At 63.3% G+C, this 18,576-nt stretch carries 14 protein-coding genes; 11 read left to right on the plus strand and 3 right to left on the minus strand.

Going from position 1 to position 18,576, the window contains the following annotated elements:
• Positions 1-9: 9 nt before the first annotated feature.
• The 5 genes from ABE528_RS12755 (at position 10) to ABE528_RS12775 (ending at position 5,449) form a co-directional block, all read left to right on the plus strand.
• On the plus strand, positions 10-648 hold the full coding sequence (locus tag ABE528_RS12755) for a tetratricopeptide repeat protein (RefSeq protein ID WP_346653155.1): 639 nt from the start codon (positions 10-12) through the stop codon (positions 646-648).
• Entirely contained in the window at positions 649-1,791 is a 1,143-nt protein-coding gene (gene bamB / locus ABE528_RS12760; protein WP_346653156.1) for an outer membrane protein assembly factor BamB, read from the plus strand.
• Between the two features lie 117 nt (positions 1,792-1,908).
• The gene (gene der / locus ABE528_RS12765) at positions 1,909-3,372 is read left to right on the plus strand and encodes a ribosome biogenesis GTPase Der (protein WP_346653157.1); all 1,464 of its coding nucleotides are present in this window, start codon (positions 1,909-1,911) and stop codon (positions 3,370-3,372) included.
• A 149-nt stretch (positions 3,373-3,521) separates the two neighbouring features.
• Positions 3,522-4,670: a pyridoxal phosphate-dependent aminotransferase gene (locus ABE528_RS12770; protein ID WP_346653158.1), complete on the plus strand. Its 1,149-nt coding sequence runs from the start codon at positions 3,522-3,524 to the stop codon at positions 4,668-4,670.
• Complete coding sequence (locus ABE528_RS12775; RefSeq protein WP_152956698.1) at positions 4,658-5,449, plus strand: amidohydrolase; 792 nt, start codon at positions 4,658-4,660, stop codon at positions 5,447-5,449. Before ABE528_RS12770 ends, ABE528_RS12775 begins: the two co-directional genes overlap by 13 nt.
• Before the next feature lie 82 nt (positions 5,450-5,531).
• On the opposite strand, the gene ABE528_RS12780 is transcribed toward ABE528_RS12775, so the two are convergent.
• Positions 5,532-8,087, minus strand: a complete 2,556-nt coding sequence (locus ABE528_RS12780) for a sulfite reductase flavoprotein subunit alpha (RefSeq protein ID WP_346653159.1) — start codon at positions 8,085-8,087, stop codon at positions 5,532-5,534.
• Positions 8,088-8,189: 102 nt separating this feature from the next.
• Positions 8,190-10,502, minus strand: coding sequence for a TonB-dependent siderophore receptor (locus tag ABE528_RS12785; protein WP_346653199.1), 2,313 nt, complete (start codon positions 10,500-10,502; stop codon positions 8,190-8,192).
• Positions 10,503-10,719: 217 nt separating this feature from the next.
• On the opposite strand from ABE528_RS12785, the gene ABE528_RS12790 reads away from it, so the two are divergent.
• The 3 genes from ABE528_RS12790 (at position 10,720) to ABE528_RS12800 (ending at position 12,805) form a co-directional block, all read left to right on the plus strand.
• Positions 10,720-11,400 carry a Fe2+-dependent dioxygenase gene (locus ABE528_RS12790; RefSeq protein ID WP_346653160.1) on the plus strand — a complete coding sequence of 227 codons (681 nt, stop codon included), beginning with the start codon at positions 10,720-10,722 and terminating at the stop codon, positions 11,398-11,400.
• Between the two features lie 3 nt (positions 11,401-11,403).
• A complete protein-coding gene (locus tag ABE528_RS12795) occupies positions 11,404-12,153 on the plus strand; it encodes a tetratricopeptide repeat protein (RefSeq protein WP_152956701.1) in 750 nt (249 codons plus the stop codon).
• A 136-nt stretch (positions 12,154-12,289) separates the two neighbouring features.
• On the plus strand, positions 12,290-12,805 hold the full coding sequence (locus ABE528_RS12800) for a hypothetical protein (RefSeq protein ID WP_346653161.1): 516 nt from the start codon (positions 12,290-12,292) through the stop codon (positions 12,803-12,805).
• Between the two features lie 64 nt (positions 12,806-12,869).
• Here the strand turns inward: ABE528_RS12800 and ABE528_RS12805 are convergent, their stop codons facing one another.
• Complete coding sequence (locus ABE528_RS12805; RefSeq protein ID WP_025337787.1) at positions 12,870-14,033, minus strand: type III PLP-dependent enzyme; 1,164 nt, start codon at positions 14,031-14,033, stop codon at positions 12,870-12,872.
• Positions 14,034-14,538: 505 nt separating this feature from the next.
• On the opposite strand from ABE528_RS12805, the gene ABE528_RS12810 reads away from it, so the two are divergent.
• From ABE528_RS12810 to ABE528_RS12820, 3 genes are all read left to right on the plus strand, one after another.
• Positions 14,539-15,027 (plus strand): sigma-70 family RNA polymerase sigma factor, encoded by a 489-nt coding sequence (locus ABE528_RS12810; protein ID WP_346653162.1) that lies wholly within the window; start codon positions 14,539-14,541, stop codon positions 15,025-15,027.
• 17 nt (positions 15,028-15,044) lie between these two features.
• Positions 15,045-16,007, plus strand: a complete 963-nt coding sequence (locus ABE528_RS12815) for a FecR family protein (RefSeq protein ID WP_346653163.1) — start codon at positions 15,045-15,047, stop codon at positions 16,005-16,007.
• Positions 16,008-16,114: 107 nt separating this feature from the next.
• Complete coding sequence (locus ABE528_RS12820; RefSeq protein WP_346653164.1) at positions 16,115-18,544, plus strand: TonB-dependent siderophore receptor; 2,430 nt, start codon at positions 16,115-16,117, stop codon at positions 18,542-18,544.
• Positions 18,545-18,576 lie beyond the last annotated feature (32 nt).

Below are 18,576 nucleotides of genomic sequence, written 5' to 3' on the forward strand. Positions count from 1 at the left end.
AGTATTGGGGTGTCGAGTACCGATGATGAACTGGCAGGGGTCAAGGACTGGTGGAACCGCAACGGCAAGCCGCTGCTGACCGGTGCCCTGCTGGCTGGTGTGGTGGTGATGGGCTGGAATACCTGGCACAAGTACCAGAACAACCAGTCGCAAGGTGCCTCGCAGCTGTATCAGGCCCTGCTTGAGACCAGCCTGACGCCGAATGGCCAGCCAGACGCAACCAAGGTTGCGGAGCTGGCCGGCAAGCTCAAGAGCGAGTTCGGCGGTACTGCATACGCCCAGTACGGCAGCCTGTTCGTGGCCAAGGTCGCGGTCGAGAGCGGCAAGCTCGACGACGCTGCTGCCGAGCTGAAGAGCGTGCTGGACAAGCCGGCCGACGTCACCTTGGGCGAAATCTCGCGCCAGCGCCTGGCGCGTGTGCTCGCTGCCCAGAACAAGGCCGAAGAGGCCCTCAAGCTGCTCGATGGCGATGCTGACAAGGCATTCCTGGCCAGCCGTGAAGAGCTGAAGGGTGACCTGCTGGTGCAACTGGGTCGCGGCGACGATGCCCACAGTGCCTACGAAAAAGCCAAGGCCGCGCTGTCTGATGAAGCAGCGGTCGGTGGCCTGCAACTGAAGCTGGATGACCTGGCCAAAGGGGACGCGTAAGTGATCGGTTGGAAACAAGCAGCAGTGCTGACCCTGGCCATCCTGGCCGCGGGTTGCAGCAGCAACAGCAAGAAGGAACTGCCTCCGGCCGAGCTGACCAAGTTCACCGAAGAAGTGGTACTGAAAAAGCAGTGGAGCCGTTCGATCGGTGACGGCCAGGGCGAGACCTACAACACCCTGGTACCGGCCATCGAGAATGACCGCATCTACGCCGCCGACGTCAACGGCAAAGTGTTCGCCCTCGACCGCATCACCGGAGACGTGGTGTGGAAGAAAGACCTCGAGCTGCCGGTTTCCGGCGCGGTCGGCGTGGGTTACGGCCTGGTGATGCTCGGCACCCTCAAGGGTGAAGTCGTCGCGCTGGACTCCAGCACCGGTGAAGAGCGCTGGCGCTCCCGCGTGACCAGCGAAGTCCTGGCGCCGCCTGCCAACAACGGTGACGTGGTGGTGGTGCAGACCCAGGACGACCGCCTGATCGGTCTCGACGCCAGCACCGGCAACCGCCGCTGGATCTACGAAAACACCCCGGCCGTGCTGACCCTGCGTGGCACCGGCGCGCCGATCGCCACCAACCGCCTGGCCGTCGCCGGCCTGTCCACCGGCAAGGTGGTGGCGGTGGACATCAACAACGGCGTGCCAGTGTGGGAGAGCCGCGTGGCCATCCCGCAGGGCCGTTCCGAACTGGACCGCGTGGTCGACATCGACGGCGGCCTGCTGCTGTCCGGTGGTACCCTGTACGTCAGCACCTACCAGGGCCGCGTCGCGGGCCTGGACCTGGAAAGCGGCCGTGTACTGTGGCAGCGCGATGCCTCCAGCTATGTGGGTGTCGCCCAGGGCTACGGCAACGTCTATGTCAGCGAAGCCACCGGTACCGTTGAAAGTGTCGACGAGCGCTCTTCCAGCGCACTGTGGACCAACGATTCGATGGCCCGCCGCCAACTGACCGCGCCTGAAGTGTTCTCCAGCTACGTGGCTGTAGGGGACTTCGAGGGTTACCTGCACCTGCTGAGCCAGGTCGATGGCCGCTTCGTCGGCCGTGAGCGTATCGACAGCGATGGCCTGCGCGCCCGCCCACTTGTGGTCGGCGACACCATCTACGTCTTCGGCAACAGCGGCAAGCTCGAGGCACTGACCGTCCGCTGAGGCTATGCTTGAAGCCTTGGCGGGCTTCAAGCTGCGGCGTAGGACACGCCGCCCGAACTCCGGCCGCTGCCTTGCAGCGGCCTTTGCATTTTCAAGAATTCAAGAGTGGAGAGCCGCATGGTTCCCGTAATCGCCTTGGTGGGCCGCCCGAACGTCGGCAAATCCACCATGTTCAACCGCCTGACCAAGACCCGCGATGCCATCGTCGGTGACTTGTCGGGTCTGACCCGTGATCGCCAGTACGGTGATGCCACCTGGCAGGGTCGTTCTTTCATCCTTATCGACACTGGCGGTATCACCGGTGACGAAGTGGGCATGGACGAGAAGATGGCCGAGCAGTCGCTGATGGCCATCGAAGAAGCCGACTATGTGCTGTTCCTGGTCGACGCCCGCGCTGGCATGACCGCTGCGGACCAGATGATTGCCGAGCACCTGCGCAAGCGCAACAAGTCGGCCATCCTGGTGGCTAACAAGATCGACAACATCGACCCCGATGTTGCACGTGCCGAGTTCTCGCCCATGGGCATGGGCAACGCCATTCCGGTGGCGGGCTCCCAAGGCCGTGGTATCAGCGCCCTGATGGAAGCCGTGCTGGGCCACCTGCCGCGTGACGCCGAGGAAGAAGCCCTTGACCAGGATGTCGCAGAAGGCGAGGAGGCTGTGCGCATTCCTGGCCCAAGCGAGAAAGATGGCATCAAGATCGCCATCATCGGCCGCCCGAACGTTGGCAAGTCGACCCTGGTCAACCGTATGCTCGGCGAAGAGCGCGTGGTGGTGTACGACGAGCCAGGTACTACCCGTGACAGTATCTACATCCCGTTCGAACGTGATGGCGACAAGTACACCTTCATCGACACTGCCGGTGTGCGCAAGCGCGGCAAGATCCACGAGGAAGTCGAAAAGTTCTCGGTGGTGAAGACCCTGCAGGCGATCAAGGACGCCAACGTGGTGATCTTCGTCATGGACGCCCGCGAAGGTGTGGTCGACCATGACCTCAACCTGCTGGGCTTCGCCCTCGAGGCCGGCCGCGCCATCGTCATCGCCCTGAACAAGTGGGATGGCATGGAGCCGGGTGAGCGCGCCTACGTGAAGACCGAGCTGGAGCGCCGGCTGTTCTTCGTCGACTTCGCCGACATCCACTTCATCTCCGCCTTGCACGGCACCGGCGTGGGCAACCTGTACAAGTCGGTGCAGGCCGCGTTCACCTCGGCTGTGACCCGCTGGCCAACCAGCCGCCTGACGCAGATCCTCGAAGATGCCGTCAGCGAGCACCAGCCACCGCTGGTCAACGGTCGCCGCATCAAGCTGCGCTATGCCCACCTCGGTGGTGCCAACCCGCCGCTGATCGTGATCCACGGCAACCAGACCGAGAGCATTCCCAAGTCGTACTCGCGTTACCTGGAAAACACCTACCGCCGCGTGCTGAAGCTGGTCGGTACGCCGATCCGCATCGAGTACAAGGGCGGTGAGAACCCGTACGAGGGCAAGAAGAACACCCTCACCGATCGCCAGGTCAACAAGAAACGCCGCCTGATGTCGCACCACAAGAAGGCCGAGAAGAAGCGCCGCGACAAGCGCTGATTGCGCGTCGGCTTCTTCGCGGGGTTACCCGCGAAGAAGCCCTTTGATCCAAAGCAATCCCCCTATTGTTTCAACCTTTTTCCTGACCGCTCGATCCGCTATGCTCGGACTCCACCCCGTGCCGGATACACCCCAGGAAAGAGGGCTCCATGATCCGCAGCAAACTGCCGAATGTCGGCACGACCATCTTCACCACCATGTCCCAGCTCGCCGCGCAGACCGGCGCGCTCAACCTGTCCCAGGGTTTTCCCGATTTCAACGGCCCGCAGGCGCTGCTCGATGCAGTCGGCCGGCATGTTGCCGCCGGGCATAACCAGTATTCGCCGATGACCGGCCTGCCGGCCCTGCGCCAGCAGGTGGCAGCCAAGGTCGCGCGGTTGTATGGCGCGCAGGTGGATGCCGATCAGGAGGTAACCATCACCCCGGGCGCCACCGAGGCGATCTTCTGCGCCATCCAGGCGGTGATCCACGCCGGCGACGAGGTGATCGTCTTCGATCCCTGTTACGACAGCTACGAGCCCTCCGTGGAGCTGGCAGGCGGGCGCTGTGTGCATGTGCAACTGAGCGATGGCGACTTCCGCATCGACTGGCAGAAGTTCAGCGATGCCCTGAGCCCGCGTACGCGCATGGTCATTCTCAATTCGCCGCACAACCCCAGCGGCGCGCTGATCAGCCGGGAAGACCTCGACCAGTTGGCCAAGCTGATCGCCGAGCGCGATATCTACCTGATCAGCGACGAAGTCTACGAACACCTGGTCTATGACGGCGTGCGCCATGCCAGCGTGCTGGCCCACGAGCAGCTGTACTCGCGGGCGTTCGTGATCAGCTCGTTCGGCAAGACCTACCACGTCACTGGCTGGAAGACCGGCTACGTGATCGCGCCGCCGGCCTTGAGCGCCGAACTGCGCAAGGTGCACCAGTACGTCAACTTCTGCGGCGTGACGCCGTTGCAATGCGCGCTGGCCGACTTCATGGCCGAGCACCCGGAGCACATCGACGAGCTGCCGGGCTTCTACCAGGCCAAGCGCGACCTGTTCTGCGACCTGCTCGAAGGCTCGCGTTTCAGCTTTACCCGCACGGCGGGCACCTATTTCCAACTGGCGGACTACTCGCAGATCCGCCCGGACCTGAACGATGTCGACATGGCCCTGTGGCTCACCCGTGAACATGGCGTGGCGACCATTCCGGTGTCGGTGTTCTACCAGCAACCCATCCCCGAGCAACGCCTGGTACGCCTGTGCTTTGCCAAACGTGAGGAGACGCTGCGTCAGGCAGCGGAAAAACTATGCGCGATCTGAGTGCTCTGCCCAACCTGAACGTCGCCCTGGTCCAGACCACCCTGGCGTGGCATGACCGTGAGGCCAACTACGCGCATTTCGAGGTGCTGCTGGACCAGGCCCGTGGCAGCGACCTGGTGGTCCTGCCCGAGATGTTCACCACGGGGTTTTCCATGCAGTCCGAAACCCTCTGCGAGCCTGAGAACGGCCCGACCTACAAATGGCTCAAGGCCCAGGCCAAGCGTATCGACGCGGTGATCACGGGCAGTGTGATCATCCAGGCCGCCGACGGCAGCCACCGCAATCGCTTGCTGTGGGCGCGGCCGGATGGCGAGATCCTGCATTACGACAAGCGTCACCTGTTCCGCATGGCCGGCGAGCACAAGCACTACACCCCGGGTGAGCGCCAGGTGCAGTTCGAGGTCAAGGGCTGGCGGGTGCGCCCGCTGATCTGCTACGACCTGCGTTTCCCGGTGTGGAGCTGCGATGCGCAGGACACCGACCTGCTGCTGTACACCGCCAACTGGCCCGCGGCGCGTCGCCAGCACTGGAACCGCCTGCTGCCGGCGCGGGGCATCGAGAACCTGTGCTACGTGGCGGCGGTGAACCGGGTAGGGACGGACGGCAAGGGCTTTGCCTATTCCGGCGACAGCCAGGTGCTGGACTTCCAGGGTGAGAGCCTGCTCAGTGCAGGCGAGGCAGACGGGGTGTTCACTGCAGTGCTGAGCGCAGCGGAGCTGGCGGCGTACCGCACCAAGTTCCCGGCCAACCTGGATGCCGATACCTTCGAGCTGCATTGATAGCCTGTACTGGCCTCTTCGCGGGTTTATCGAGGCGTCGAACCGCCGCGAAGAGGCCGGTGCTGGTTACATCACTATCTGATCAGTACACATCCCGCCGATACCGCCCATCCTCGATCAGCTGCTGTACCGCTGCTTCCCCAAGCATGCCATTGAGCGCTGCATCCACGCCTGCCGCCATCCCTTGCAGGCTGCCGCAGACACACACACACGCCCCATCAGCCACCCAGCGCTTGAAGTCCTCGGCGTGCTGCAACAACACATCCTGTACATACACTTTCTCGGCCTGATCCCGCGAAAACGCCAGGTCCAGCCGCGCCAGGTCGCCGCTGTCGAGCCAGCCCTGCAGCTCTGTGCCACACAGCAGGTCATGCGCCCGGTTACGTTCGCCGAACAGCAGCCAGTTGCGTTGCTCGCCCGCATTGACCCGCGCCCGCATCAGGCTGCGCAGGCCGGCCAGGCCGGTGCCGTTGCCGATCAGGATCATCGGTGCCGCCGTCTCTGGCAGGTGGAAACCACTGTTGCGGCGCAGGCGCAGGCTCAAGGTGCCGCCCTGCGGCAGGTACTCGGTCAGCCAGCCGGAACCGAGGCCGAGGTTGCCGTCGGCATGGCGCTCCTGGCGCACGATCAGCTCCAGCACGCCATCGCTGGCGATCGAGGCGATCGAGTACTCGCGGCTGCCGACCGGCACCAATGCATCGACCAGCGCTTGCGGGTGCAGGCCGAGCAGGTGATCACGACGGCTTGGCAGCTGGCGGCCAGCCAGCGCCTGGTTCAAGGTTTGCTGAAGGCCCTCGACATGCACGATGGCCGCAGCGTCCAGCGCCATGCCGTGGAGGAACGCGGTGATCCTTGGCTGGCCGTTGAGTGGCAGAATTTCCACCAGGTCACCGGCTTCCCAACTGGCCGGTTGCTCGGGGCGCAGGCCCAGCAGGTAGACCGGCTGGCCTTGGCTGCCTGGGTTGAGCAGCTCGCGTTGCACCAGGGTCCAGTTGCCGAAGCTCGGCGGCTGCCAGGCGCTGACAGGCTGGGCACCGGTCAGTTGCGCCAGTTCCTGCTGCCACTGTTGCAACGCGGCCTGGTCGGCGTTGTCCACTTCCACCGGGCTGAATGCGCTGCTGGCGCCGCGCTCGCCAAGCCACGCCTGCAGGCGCCGGGCGAAGCCGCAGAAATGCGGATACTGGCGGTCGCCAAGGGCGAGCAGGGCATAGCTGAGGTTGTTCAGTGCCCAGGGCTGGCCGAGGACCTTGCGTTCGAAACTGCGGGCACTGTCTGGCGCTTCGCCGTCGCCAAAGGTGCTGACCACGAACAGGGCGCGCCTGGCCTGGCGCAAGTCTTGTTCACCCAGGTCGGCCAGGGCGCGCACTTGCACCGGCAAGCCGGCAGCCTGTAGCTGCCCGGCGCTCTGCCAGGCCAGCTGCTCGGCGAAGCCGCTCTGGCTGGCGAAGCCGATCAGCCAGCCATCGCCGCTGGCCGGGTTGCTGTCGACAGTGCCGCGAGCGGCACGTACCTGGCGCTTCTTGCGCCGGCGGTCGAGGTACAGCAGCCAGCCGGTGACGAAGAACAGCGGCATGGTCAGGCTGGCGATGGTGACGATGATGCGACCCGGCAGGCCGAAATATTCGCCGACGTGCAGGGCGTAGACGCTCTGCAGCAGCTGCGCCTTGAAAGACTTGTCGTTGTAGCGGTCCTGGCTTTTCACCTGGCCAGTGGCCGGGTCGAGCACCAGGGTGTTGAACGCGCGCGGGTGGGCGGCGTCTTCGAGCAGGTAGAACAGGTTGGCCGGCTGGCCACCGGCTGGAGGCAGGCGCAGGTTGTACATGGCCAGGCCAGGGCCGGCGGCGGCCTTGAGGCTGGCCCAGATAGCGTCATAGTCGACCACCAGCGGTGGCGCGTTCTTGTCGACCTTGGGTGGCCCATGGCGGCCCCGGCCTTCGCCGCGCTTCTGTTGCTGGCCAGCGGCGGGTTGGTCAGCCAGCAGTTTGTTCAGGCCCGAGCGGTACCATTCGTAGGACCAGAACAGCCCGGTCAGTGCGAACAGAAGGTAGAACAGCAGGCACCAGGTTCCAGCCACGGCGTGCAGGTCCCAGTTGAAGGCTCGGCCTTGCTTGGCCCAGTCGAAGGTCAGCCAGGTGCGCCAGTTCAGCGCCTTGCGCGGCCAGCGCAGGTACAGGCCGGACAGGCAGAAGAACACCAGCATCAGGGTGCAGGCACCGGTGATTTGCCGGCCGGTGTCGCCCATGGCGAGGAAGCGGTGCAGGGTCAGCATCAGGTTGAAGAAACCTTGCCCGGTGGCCTCGCCCTTGAGCTCACCGGTATACGGGTCGGCGTAGCGCAGCGCGCCCCGGCGCTCACCCGGTAGCGGGGTGAAGAATACCCGCGCGGCGTTGCCTTCGCGCACGTCGACCCACAGCATCGACACCTTGTCGCCTTGCTCGGCCTCGACCCGGCGCACCAGCTCGGCCGGTGGCAGCACGCCCTCGGCGCGGACCTCGACCTTGAGCACATCGGCGTTGAAGGCGCGCAGCAACTCTTCCTGGAACGAGTACAGCGCACCGGTGATACCCATCAAGGCCAGCACCAGGCCAGCGGTGATGCCAAACAACCAGTGCAGTTGGAACAGCGTCTTCTTCACCACATCTCTCACCTTGTGTTGCTGCCACCGACCGCGCGGCGTGCATTATGCCTTGATACGCAAAAGCCCCGCTCACAGGTATGAACGGGGCTCGGCGGTGTTTCGTCAGAAGTGGACGCTGGTGGTCAGCAATGCCGTCCGGCCCGCTGCCTGGTTGGCGAAGTGGGTGGAGAAGGCCTTGTCGTAGTACACCTCGTTGGTCAGGTTCTGCACGTTCAACTGCAGGTCGACGTTCTTGGTCAGCTTGTAGGCGGCCATGGCGTCGTAGCGCACATAGCTGTCGACCATGGTGGTGTTGGCCACGCTGCCGTATACGTCATCCACGTAGAATGCACCGCCACCGACGGTCAGCTTCGGCGTGATCGAGTAGGTGGTCCACAGGCTGGCGCTGTTGTTCGGCGTGTTCGGCAGCTGGTTGCCGTCGTTGGCCGCGCCCACCGGGCCGCCGTCGATCTGGCGCGCTTCCATGTAGGTGTAGCCGGCGAACACTTGCCATTTGTCGGTGATCTTGCCGCTGGCCGACAGCTCGATGCCCTGCACACGGGTTTCGCCGACGTTTTCGTAGGTGGTGGTGTTCACCTGGACGCGGGCGTTTTCTTTCTCGGTGCGGAACAGCGCAGCAGCCAGGGACAGACGCTCGTCGAGCAGGTCCCATTTGGTGCCGATTTCGTAGTTGGTGGTTTCTTCCGGCTCCATGTCGCTGCTCAGCAGGTTGCCGCTGCGATCAGTGGTGTTGCCCAGCGGGTTGCCTTCAGTGCCTTCGCCGAGCATCGCACCTGGTGGGGTGGCGGAGGTGGCGTAGGACACGTAGATGCTGCCGTTGTCGGCCGGTTTCCACACCAGGCCCAGCTGGCCGGTGACGAACTCACTGGTGTCCTTGCCCTTGGAGACGACGCCCTTGGTACTTACCGCCGTGCTGCCGTTGGCGTTGTAGCCACGGAACTGAGTGTCGAAGTGATCGTAACGCAGGCCCATGTTCAGCAGCCACTGTGGCGACAGTTCGAGGGTGTCGAACACGTAGATGGCCCGGGTGTTGCTCTTGGTATTGGTGCCGGCGTAGTTGCGCGAGATTGCACCGTTCCACGGATCATCCGGGTTCGGGTTGCTCAGCGAGGTGCAGTTGTAGCCGCTGGTAGCACCGATCATGCCTGGGGTGCAGTTGGTGTTCGCTGCGCCACCGGGGACGGTGTCGGTGTTGACGTCGTAGGTTTCACGGTCGCTTTCTTCACGGCTCAGCTCGATACCGGTGGCGAAGCTGTTCTTCAGGCCACCGAGGTAGAACTCGCCGAACAGATCGGTCTGGTTGGTGGTAGTGGAGGTGTTGCCAACGCGGGTGTTGGCGCGGCGCCAGACGCTGCCATTGTTGACGTTGCCCTTGCTGTCGTCGGGCTGGGTCAGGATGTAGTCCTGCATGCTGTTGCCGTGACGGAAGGTGTTCTTGATGGTCAGCGCTTCGCTCAGGTCGTGCTCGATGGCGAAGGTGGCGATGTCGACACGGGTCTTGCGGAAGTCGCGGTCGGTCAGGCCGTAGAAGTTGTCGCTGTCGCCACCGTCGTTCGGCTTGCTCGGGTGAGCAGAGGTGCGCGCGGCGCTGCCAGCGGTGGGAATAGTGTAAGGAATGCCCGAGTCAGGCAGGTCATCACTTTCCAGGTGGTAGTAATCGAGGTTGACGCGGGTCGCGGTGCCCAGGCCGAAGGCCAGCGACGGGGCGATACCCCAGCGGTCGTAGTTGACCTTGTCACGCCCGGCGACATTGCTTTCGTGGGTCATCAGGTTCAGACGCCCGGCGACGGTGTCGCTGAACTGGTAGTTGCCATCGAAGGTGTAACGCTGGGTCTGGTCGCTGCCCCAGGTCCAGGCACCGTCGAGCGAATTGCCCAGATGTGCGCGCTTGCTCACCAGATTGATGGTGCCGCCGGCAGCGCCGCGGCCGCCGATGGCCGAGTTCGGGCCCTTGGCCACTTCGACCGATTCGATGGCGAAGATTTCGCGGGTCTGGGCGCCAGTGTCGCGCACGCCGTCCAGGTAGGTGTCACCCTGGGCGTCGAAGCCGCGGATGAACGGGCGGTCGCCTTGCGGGTTGCCGCCTTCGCCGGCACCGAAGGTGATGCCAGGCACGGTGCGCAGGGCGTCCTGCAGGGTCAGGGCATTGGTGTCCTTGATCACTTGCTGCGGGATGACGGTGACCGAGCGCGGGGTGTCCACCAGCGGTGCGGTGTACTTCTGCGAGGAGGCCTTCTCGACTTTGTAATCGGTGCTGGCCTGCTCAGCCTTGCCATTGACGCTGGTGGCGTCGAGGGTGATGGCACTGCTGGCAGCCGGGTCAGCGGCGTAAGCGCCAGAAGCGCTGAGGGCGACACCGATGGCCGAGACGATCAGGCGTGGTGAACTCACTGCAGATGGTACGTGACGCATTATTGTAGGCCTTCCCCAAGGTGTGAAGGCCCCGAATGTTAATGTAAGGATTTGTAAGGCACAATTGAGACTCGTTACCATTCGCTATAAATTTACAATCTTTACATATTCTCTTTACGTTTTATGGACGCTGAATCGTCTAAGGCCTTGGCAGGGCTTGTGCTCGGTAAAAGGGAATCAATATCATTGAGGCTTTACAGATCCTAACGGTGCCGCCGCCATGCTGCTTCATATCCCCGGGTTGTTCGACGCCGATGAACTGGCCCGTATCCGCGAGGCGCTGGAGCAGACCGACTGGGCCGACGGCAAGGTCACGGCCGGCTATCAGTCGGCCAAGGCCAAGCACAACCTGCAGCTGCCGGAAGGGCACCCGCTGGCCAAGGAAATCGGCAGCGCACTGATCGATCGCTTGTGGCAGACCCCGCGTTTCATGTCGGCGGCCTTGCCACACAAAGTGTTCCCGCCACTGATCAATTGCTACCGCGAGGGCGGCAACTTCGGATTCCACATCGACAATGCCCTGCGCCAGCCCAAGGGCAGCGCGGAACGGGTGCGTACCGACCTGTCCTCGACCCTGTTTCTCAGCGACCCGGACAGCTACGACGGCGGCGAACTGGTGATCCAGGACACCTACGGTGTGCAGCAGGTCAAGCTGGCGGCCGGCGACCTGGTGCTGTATCCGGGCACCAGCCTGCACAAGGTCAACCCGGTGACCCGTGGCGTGCGCTATGCGGCGTTCTTCTGGACCCAGAGCCTGGTGCGTGAGGACAGCCAGCGCGCGCTGCTGTTCGAGATGGACAATGCCATCCAGCAGCTCACCGCCGATGTGCCGGACCACCCGTCCTTGCTGCAGCTGACCGGCACCTACCACAACCTGCTGCGCCGCTGGGCCGAGGTCTGAGCCATGTCCTATCAGCTGCGTCGTGAAGAAGTGGTGGATGCTGCCGGCCTGCAGGCCATGCTCGAACACAGCCCTGGCAAGGCGGCCCAGGCGATCCTGGCGGCTGCGGGGCAGGGCATGGTCGAGGCGCAGCTGCTGCTCGGGCAGATTCTGCTCGACGGCCGTGGTATCGAGCAGGACGCCGGTGTTGCCCGGCGCTGGTTCGGCATTGCGGCACAGGGCGGCAGTGCCATGGCGCACAACATGCTCGGTCGTTGCCTGGAGCATGGTTGGGGGGGCGAGGTGAACCTGGCGCAGTCGGCCATTCACTATGCCAGGGCGGCCGATGCCGGCCTGGATTGGGGGCTGTACAACCTGGGCAACCTGCTGGCCACCGGGCGTGGGCTACCGGCCAACCAGGCCCAGGCGCTGAGCTGTTACGAGAAAGCAGCGCAGATGGGCCATGCCAAGTCGATGAACTTGTACGGGCGTTACCTGGAGCACGGCATTGCCACCGCGCCGAGCCCGGTGCGGGCGGTGCGCTGGTATCGGCGCTCGGCCGAAGCGGGAGATTTTCGCGGCATGTTCAGCCTGGCGATGGTGCTGGCCGAGCGGGGGGATATGGCAGAAGTCGGGGCTTGGCTGGAGCGCGCGCGGGTCGAAGGCAACCTGAGCTTTCTGCGTAGCGCCTTGGTGACCTTGCAAGGGGCGGGGCCAGTGTTGATGGCGTTTGCGCAGCGATATGCCGAAGAGATCGAACGGCGCGGGGAGTGATCAGGGGCCTGGGACGGCTAGCCATTCAAGGGGGGCGTTCCAGGTTCTTCCCAGGGGGACACGGAAGCAGAGTCGCGTTGCACCGCGCAAGTCATACGACTGCGGTTCTCTTGCGATTCATCACCTGGAGGTCACCATGACGACAATCAATCTGCAGCAATCATTCACGGCGAGGTTGGAGGGGCAAGACAACAGCAAACAGAGCGTGCCGATCATGCTAATCGAACGGCAATTGCTCGAAGTGGACAGCTCCGGATGGCTCTGTCTGCCAGCAGGCGATACGGTGGGGCTGAATTTCTTGCCGGCCACGTTGCGTTTCGATTTTCTTGGTCAGCATGGCGACAGTTGCCATTACCGGGTCAGTTGCGCGACCAGGAATTCGCATTATTTCAAGCGACATCTGGATTGCAGCAGCAACGGTTACCTAGGCTTCTACAGTTCGTCGGCGGGTGACGTATTCTGGAAAATCGATGTGATCAACGGTTCGGCGAGCGGCGTATCGCCTGTGTTCAACCTGCGTGATCACCGCGGGCGCGGGGTAACGACGCTGACTGACAGCAGCATTGTCCAGGGCAATATAACCTACCTGGCAGCTTCCGACTCCAGGATGAAGCCCCAGCCCTTCAAGCTGGTTGACTATAAGCCGAGCTGACCCAAGGGAGGCATGAGTCGAGCGCCGCCTGCACGGCGCTTTACCGCGCAGGCGACGCAGATGCTTACAGGTAGTAAGCCTTCAGCGGCGGGAAGCCGTTGAATTCCACAGCGCTGTAGCTGGTGGTGTAGGCACCGGTCGACAGCCAGTACAGGCGGTCACCGATGGCCAGGTTCAGCGGCAGGCCGTACTTGTAGTTTTCGTACATGATGTCGGCGCTGTCACAGGTCGGGCCGGCAATGACCACTTCTTCGGCTTCGCCTTTCTTCTCGGTCCAGATCGGGAACTTGATGGCTTCGTCCATGGTTTCGATCAGGCCGGAGAACTTGCCCACGTCGGTGTAGATCCAGCGCTCGACGGCGGTGCGCGACTTGCGCGCGACCAGCACCACTTCGCTGACCAGGATACCGGCGTTGGCGATCAGCGAACGGCCCGGCTCGAGGATGATCTCCGGCAGGTCGTCACCGAAGTCTTCCTTCAGGAAGCGGATGATCTCTTCGGCGTAGGTCTCGAGGCTGTTGGTACGGGTGATGTAGTTGGCCGGGAAGCCGCCACCCATGTTGATCAGCTTCAGCTCGATGCCGTCTTCTTCCTTCAGGCGCTCGAAGATCACCTTGACCTTGGCGATGGCTGCGTCCCACACGCTGATATCGCGCTGTTGCGAGCCAACGTGGAAGGAGATGCCGTAAGGCACCAGGCCCAGGTCACGGGCGAGGATCAGCAGGTCCATGGCCATGTCGGTCTGGCAGCCGAATTTGCGCGACAGTGGCCAGTCGGCCGTGGTCGAGCCTTCGGTGAGGATACGCACGTACACTTTCGAGCCCGGCGCGGCCTTGGCGATGTTGCGCAGGTCGGCTTCCGAGTCGGTGGCGTACAGGCGCACGCCCTTCTCGTAGAAGTAGCGGATGTCCTTGGACTTCTTGATGGTGTTGCCGTAGCTGATACGGTCGGCGCTGACACCACGGCCCAGGACCTTGTCCAGCTCGTAGATCGAGGCGATGTCGAAGCTCGAACCTTTCTCTTTGAGCAGGTCGATGATCTCGACGGCCGGGTTGGCCTTGACCGCGTAGTACACCTTGGCGAACTCGAAACCAGCACGCAGGTCGTCATAAGCCTGGCTGATCATCTGGGTGTCGATGAGTACGAACGGGGTTTCCTGCTTGTCGGCGAACGCCTTCATTTTCTGGAAGGTGTCACGCGCGAAATAGTCTTCGACCTGGATCGACATGCTCAGGGACTCCATGGGCAAACTGAATGATTAAGTGGCTGCAAACTGAACGTCCTCCGTATCCCCACTTTGGTTCGCCTACTCAGTACTTGAGCCGGATGGATCGTTTCCAGCATGGACGTTCGGCGCGCACTTTAGGGCGTGAAGAATGCAGAATCAACTGGCAATCCGGGTGCGATCGTCGTGGATCGGCACGCTACCCGTTGAATAACCGACTCACCTGACCGCCTGATGTTCCCCGGCATGTTTCAAGCGTAAAAAATTGTGGAATAGACCGCGTTGACCCCTATGCGGGTAAACCCGCTCCTACAGGGTTTTCGCAATTCCTATGGGAGCGGGTTTACCCGCGAAGGGGCCTGTGGTGTTCATATTTATGGCCACAATTTCTGGCACTGGCGTACATGAAAAACACGATAAATTTTTTGTTACCGTCGGGCAGATTTGCCGTTATGGATGAGAAACATTACTATTCGCACCCTCATCCGCCTCCCTGACGACCCCGAACGTGTCCGGACACAAAGGCTTCCTCGACCACTACCATGAGCTGATCGGCACCTGGACGCGCAAATTGCGCAGTCGTCAGCAGGCCGAGGACCTCACGCATGATGCTTTCGTCCGGGTACTGGAAAGCCCGCGCGAACAGGTCGAGCAGCCCCGCGCCTACCTGCACCAGACTGCCCGCAACATCGCCGTGGACGGGTTTCGCCGCGAAGACCGGCGCCAGGCCCTGGAACTGCAAGCCTTCGACGAAGGCGTGGCCATTAGCGACGACCCGGAAGCCTACGTGCATGCCCTGGAGCTGGCCGAAAGTGTCGAGCGGGCGCTGGCCGAGCTGCCGCTGAACTGCCGCCGGGTGTTCATCTGGCAGAAGCTCGAAGGCTTGAGCCAGGCCGAGATCGCCGAGCGCATGGGTTTGACCAGGAACATGGTCGAAAAGTATATGATTCGCACGCTCCGGCATCTGCGCGAGCACCTGGACGTGTCAGCACGATGAGTCAGGAGACCTTTCCCATGAAACAGCGCGGTTCCGAGACCGTCCGTGAGCAGGCGGCTGCATGGTTCGTGCGCCTGCAGGACGCGCCACGCGATGCCGCGCTGCAAAAGCAGCTGCGTGCCTGGCTGGCCGCCGACCCTAGCCACCGTGCCGAGTACGATGCCCTGGCCACGGTCTGGAGCGCGGCGGAGCTGATCCCGCGCCAGCGCCTCGAAGCGCTGTGTGAGCCAGGCCCGGTACGCCAGCTGCCGCAGCGGCGCCTGCTGCGCCAGGCACTGGCGGCGAGTGTGGCAGTGGTGGCGCTGGGGCTCGGCTGGACGGGCTGGCACTACCAACAGCTCAATCACCAAGGCCAGCTGCAGACGGCCTTTGGCGAGCGCCGTCAGGTCGCGTTGCCGGATGGCTCGCAGCTTGAGCTCAACGGCGCAACCCAGCTGCACATCGATTTCAGCCCAGGCCGCCGTCACATTCAGTTGAACGCTGGTGAGGCGATGTTCATCGTCGCCCACGACAGCAGCCGCCCGTTCGTGGTCGACACTGCCCAAGGCAGCGTGACCGTGACCGGCACCCGCTTCGATGTGCGCCTGGACCCGGCAACCACTCGCGTGGCGGTCGAGCAGGGATCGGTGCGTGTGCAGGGCAGTGATACGTCGCTGGCGCAACTTGGCGCTGGTCAGGGTGCCTATATAGATGCGCATGGCCAGGTCGCCGCGCCTTATGCGGTCGACGCCGCCACCCTGACCGCCTGGCGCCAGGGCAAGCTGGTGTTCGACAACGCCACCCTCGCCGAAGTGGTGGCCGAAGTGTCGCGCTACCGCGCCCAGCCCCTGCGCGTGGCACCTGGCAAGGTTGCCCAGTTGCGCCTCTCCAGCACCTTCAGCACCGATGACACGGACGCGCTGCTGCGCGCCTTGCCGAGCATCCTGCCAGTGGCAATCAAGGCCCATGCAGACGGCTCCCGCGAAATAATCGCGAAATAGATTCAGGTTTTTTTCCGCTCGTTCGTCTTCCCCGTCAGCTGCAACTGCCAAGCATTTCCATTTGCATGCGGTTGGCGTTTATTCCTTCTTCCGGATGTTTCGACGACGTGAACAACAACAAACCTTTTCCACGCCTGAGCGCTCTGGCGCTGGCCCTGGCGGTCAGCACTGCGGCCGTCGATGCCCAGGCCGAGCAGGCCGGCAGCATGATCCAGATCCAGGCGCAGCCTTTGGCCTCGGCGCTGAGCCAGTTGGGCCAACAGACCAACCTGCAGCTGTTCTTCAGCCCTGAACTGGTAGCCGGCAAGCTGGCCCCGGCCGTGTCCGGCAACCTGGCGCCCGAGCAGGCCTTGCAGCAACTGCTGCAGGGCAGCGGGCTGACGTACGAGAAGTCCGAAGACACGGTGGTAGTGAAGCCAGCCCAGCCTGCCGGCACGCTCACCACCGGCAGCCTGGAGCTGGCGCCCACCGACGTGAAGGTGGTCGGTGACTGGCTGGGCGATGCCGACCAGGCGGTGGTGCAGAACCACCCAGGCGCACGCACCGTGGTCCGTCGTGAGGCGATGGAGGAGAAGGGCGCGATGAACGTGCGCGATGTGCTGCGCGGCATCCCTGGGGTGCAGGTACAGGACAGCAACGGCACCGGTGGCAGTGACTTGTCGCTGAACGTTGGCGTGCGTGGCCTGACCTCGCGCCTGTCGCCGCGCTCGACCGTGCTGATCGACGGCATTCCGGCAGCCTTTGCGCCCTATGGCCAACCGCAGCTGTCGATGGCACCGATCTCCTCGGGCAACCTCGACAGCATCGACGTGGTGCGCGGTGCCGGCTCTGTTCGTTACGGCCCGCAGAACGTCGGCGGGGTGATCAACTTTGTTACCCGGGCGATTCCCGAAAAGGCATCGGCAGAACTGTCCACCACGCTGGAAACTTCCCAGCATGGCGGCTGGAAACACACCGAATCGGCGTTTGTCGGTGGCACCGCCGACAACGGCATGGGTGTGGCCTTGCTGTACACCGGCGTGAACGGCAACGGCTATCGCGAAAGCAACAACGGCAATGATATCGACGACGTCATCCTCAAGACCCACTGGGCACCGACCGAGGTCGACGAGTTCTGGCTCAACTTTCACTACTACGATGGCCGTGCCGACATGCCCGGCGGCCTGACCCAGGCCCAGTACGACAGCAACCCGTACCAGTCTCTGCGCGACTACGACTACTTCGCCGGCCGGCGCAAGGACGTGTCGTTCAAGTGGCAGCGCCAGCTCGACGATGCCACCCAGTTCGAAGTACTGACCTATTACACCGACAGCTTCCGTGGTAGCGCCATCGCCGCGCGCGACATGAAGACCCTGTCGTCGTACCCGCGCAACTATCACACCTTCGCCATCGAGCCACGGGTGTCGCGGATCTTCTTCGCCGGTCCTACTACCCAGGAAGTCAGTGTCGGCTACCGCTACCTGAAAGAAGCCATGCGCGAGCAGTCGACCCGCCTGGCGCTGATCGACAACGTGCCGACGCCCACGCCGACCTCCGACGGCCACGTGTTCCAGGACCGCAGCGGCGGCACCGAGGCCAGCGCCTACTACATCGATGACAAGATCGATGTCGGCAACTGGACCATCACCCCGGGCATCCGCTTCGAACACATCAATACCGACTGGCGCGACCGCCCGGTGCTTGGCGCCAACGGCCAGCCGGTACCGGAGAAGAACCGCAGCATCACCAGCAACGAGCCATTGCCAGCGCTGAGCGTGATGTACCACATCTCCGATGCCTGGAAGGTGTTCGCCAACTACGAGACTTCGTTCGGCAGCCTGCAGTACTTCCAGCTGGGCCAGGGCGGCACCGGCAACAGCACGGCCAACGGCCTGGAGCCGGAAAAAGCCAAGACCTACGAGCTCGGTACCCGTTATGACAACGGCGGTTTCGCCGGTGAGCTGACGGCGTTCTACATCGACTTCGATGACGAGCTGCAGTACATCAGCAACGACGTGGGCTGGACCAACCTCGGCGCGACCAAGCACCAGGGCATCGAGGCCTCGGTGCGCTACGACCTGGCTGGGCTGGACCCGCGCCTGGAAGGCGTGTCGGTGAACGGTGGCTATACCTATACCCGGGCGACGTATGAAGGGGATATTCCCGGCTTCAAGGGCCGTGACCTGCCGTTCTATTCACGCCAGGTGGCCACTGCCGGGGTGCGCTATGCGATCAACCGCTGGACCTGGAATCTGGATGCCTACGCCCAGTCCAAGCAGCGTGCGCCGGGGACCGGGATCAACGCCGATGGCAGCTTCAATGGTGACTACATCACCGAACCGACTGCCGATGGGCAATACGGGGATATTCCGGGGTATGTGACCTGGCATGCCCGTGGCGGGTATGAGTTCGGGCCGCAGCTGTCCAACCTGAAGCTCGCGGCGGGGGTGAAGAACCTGTTTGACAAGCAGTACTTCACCCGCTCCAGCGACAACAATGCCGGCATCTATGTCGGTGAGCCGCGGACCTTCTATGTGCAGGCCAGTGTAGGGTTCTGAGCCGAGATTGCCGGGGCCGCTGTGCGGCCCCA

This window comes from Pseudomonas sp. TWI628 (assembly GCF_039673865.1).
Taxonomy (GTDB): domain Bacteria; phylum Pseudomonadota; class Gammaproteobacteria; order Pseudomonadales; family Pseudomonadaceae; genus Aquipseudomonas.

What these genes read in the sequence shown, in the direction of transcription:
- der (WP_346653157.1), top strand. Translation starts at nt 1,909, where the DNA reads ATGGTTCCCGTAATCGCCTTGGTGGGCCGCCCGAACGTCGGCAAATCC.
- ABE528_RS12795 (WP_152956701.1), top strand. Translation starts at nt 11,404, where the DNA reads ATGTCCTATCAGCTGCGTCGTGAAGAAGTGGTGGATGCTGCCGGCCTG.
- ABE528_RS12800 (WP_346653161.1), top strand. Translation starts at nt 12,290, where the DNA reads ATGACGACAATCAATCTGCAGCAATCATTCACGGCGAGGTTGGAGGGG.
- ABE528_RS12775 (WP_152956698.1), top strand. Translation starts at nt 4,658, where the DNA reads ATGCGCGATCTGAGTGCTCTGCCCAACCTGAACGTCGCCCTGGTCCAG.
- ABE528_RS12805 (WP_025337787.1), bottom strand. Translation starts at nt 14,033, where the DNA reads ATGTCGATCCAGGTCGAAGACTATTTCGCGCGTGACACCTTCCAGAAA.
- ABE528_RS12815 (WP_346653163.1), top strand. Translation starts at nt 15,045, where the DNA reads ATGAAACAGCGCGGTTCCGAGACCGTCCGTGAGCAGGCGGCTGCATGG.
- ABE528_RS12790 (WP_346653160.1), top strand. Translation starts at nt 10,720, where the DNA reads ATGCTGCTTCATATCCCCGGGTTGTTCGACGCCGATGAACTGGCCCGT.
- ABE528_RS12770 (WP_346653158.1), top strand. Translation starts at nt 3,522, where the DNA reads ATGATCCGCAGCAAACTGCCGAATGTCGGCACGACCATCTTCACCACC.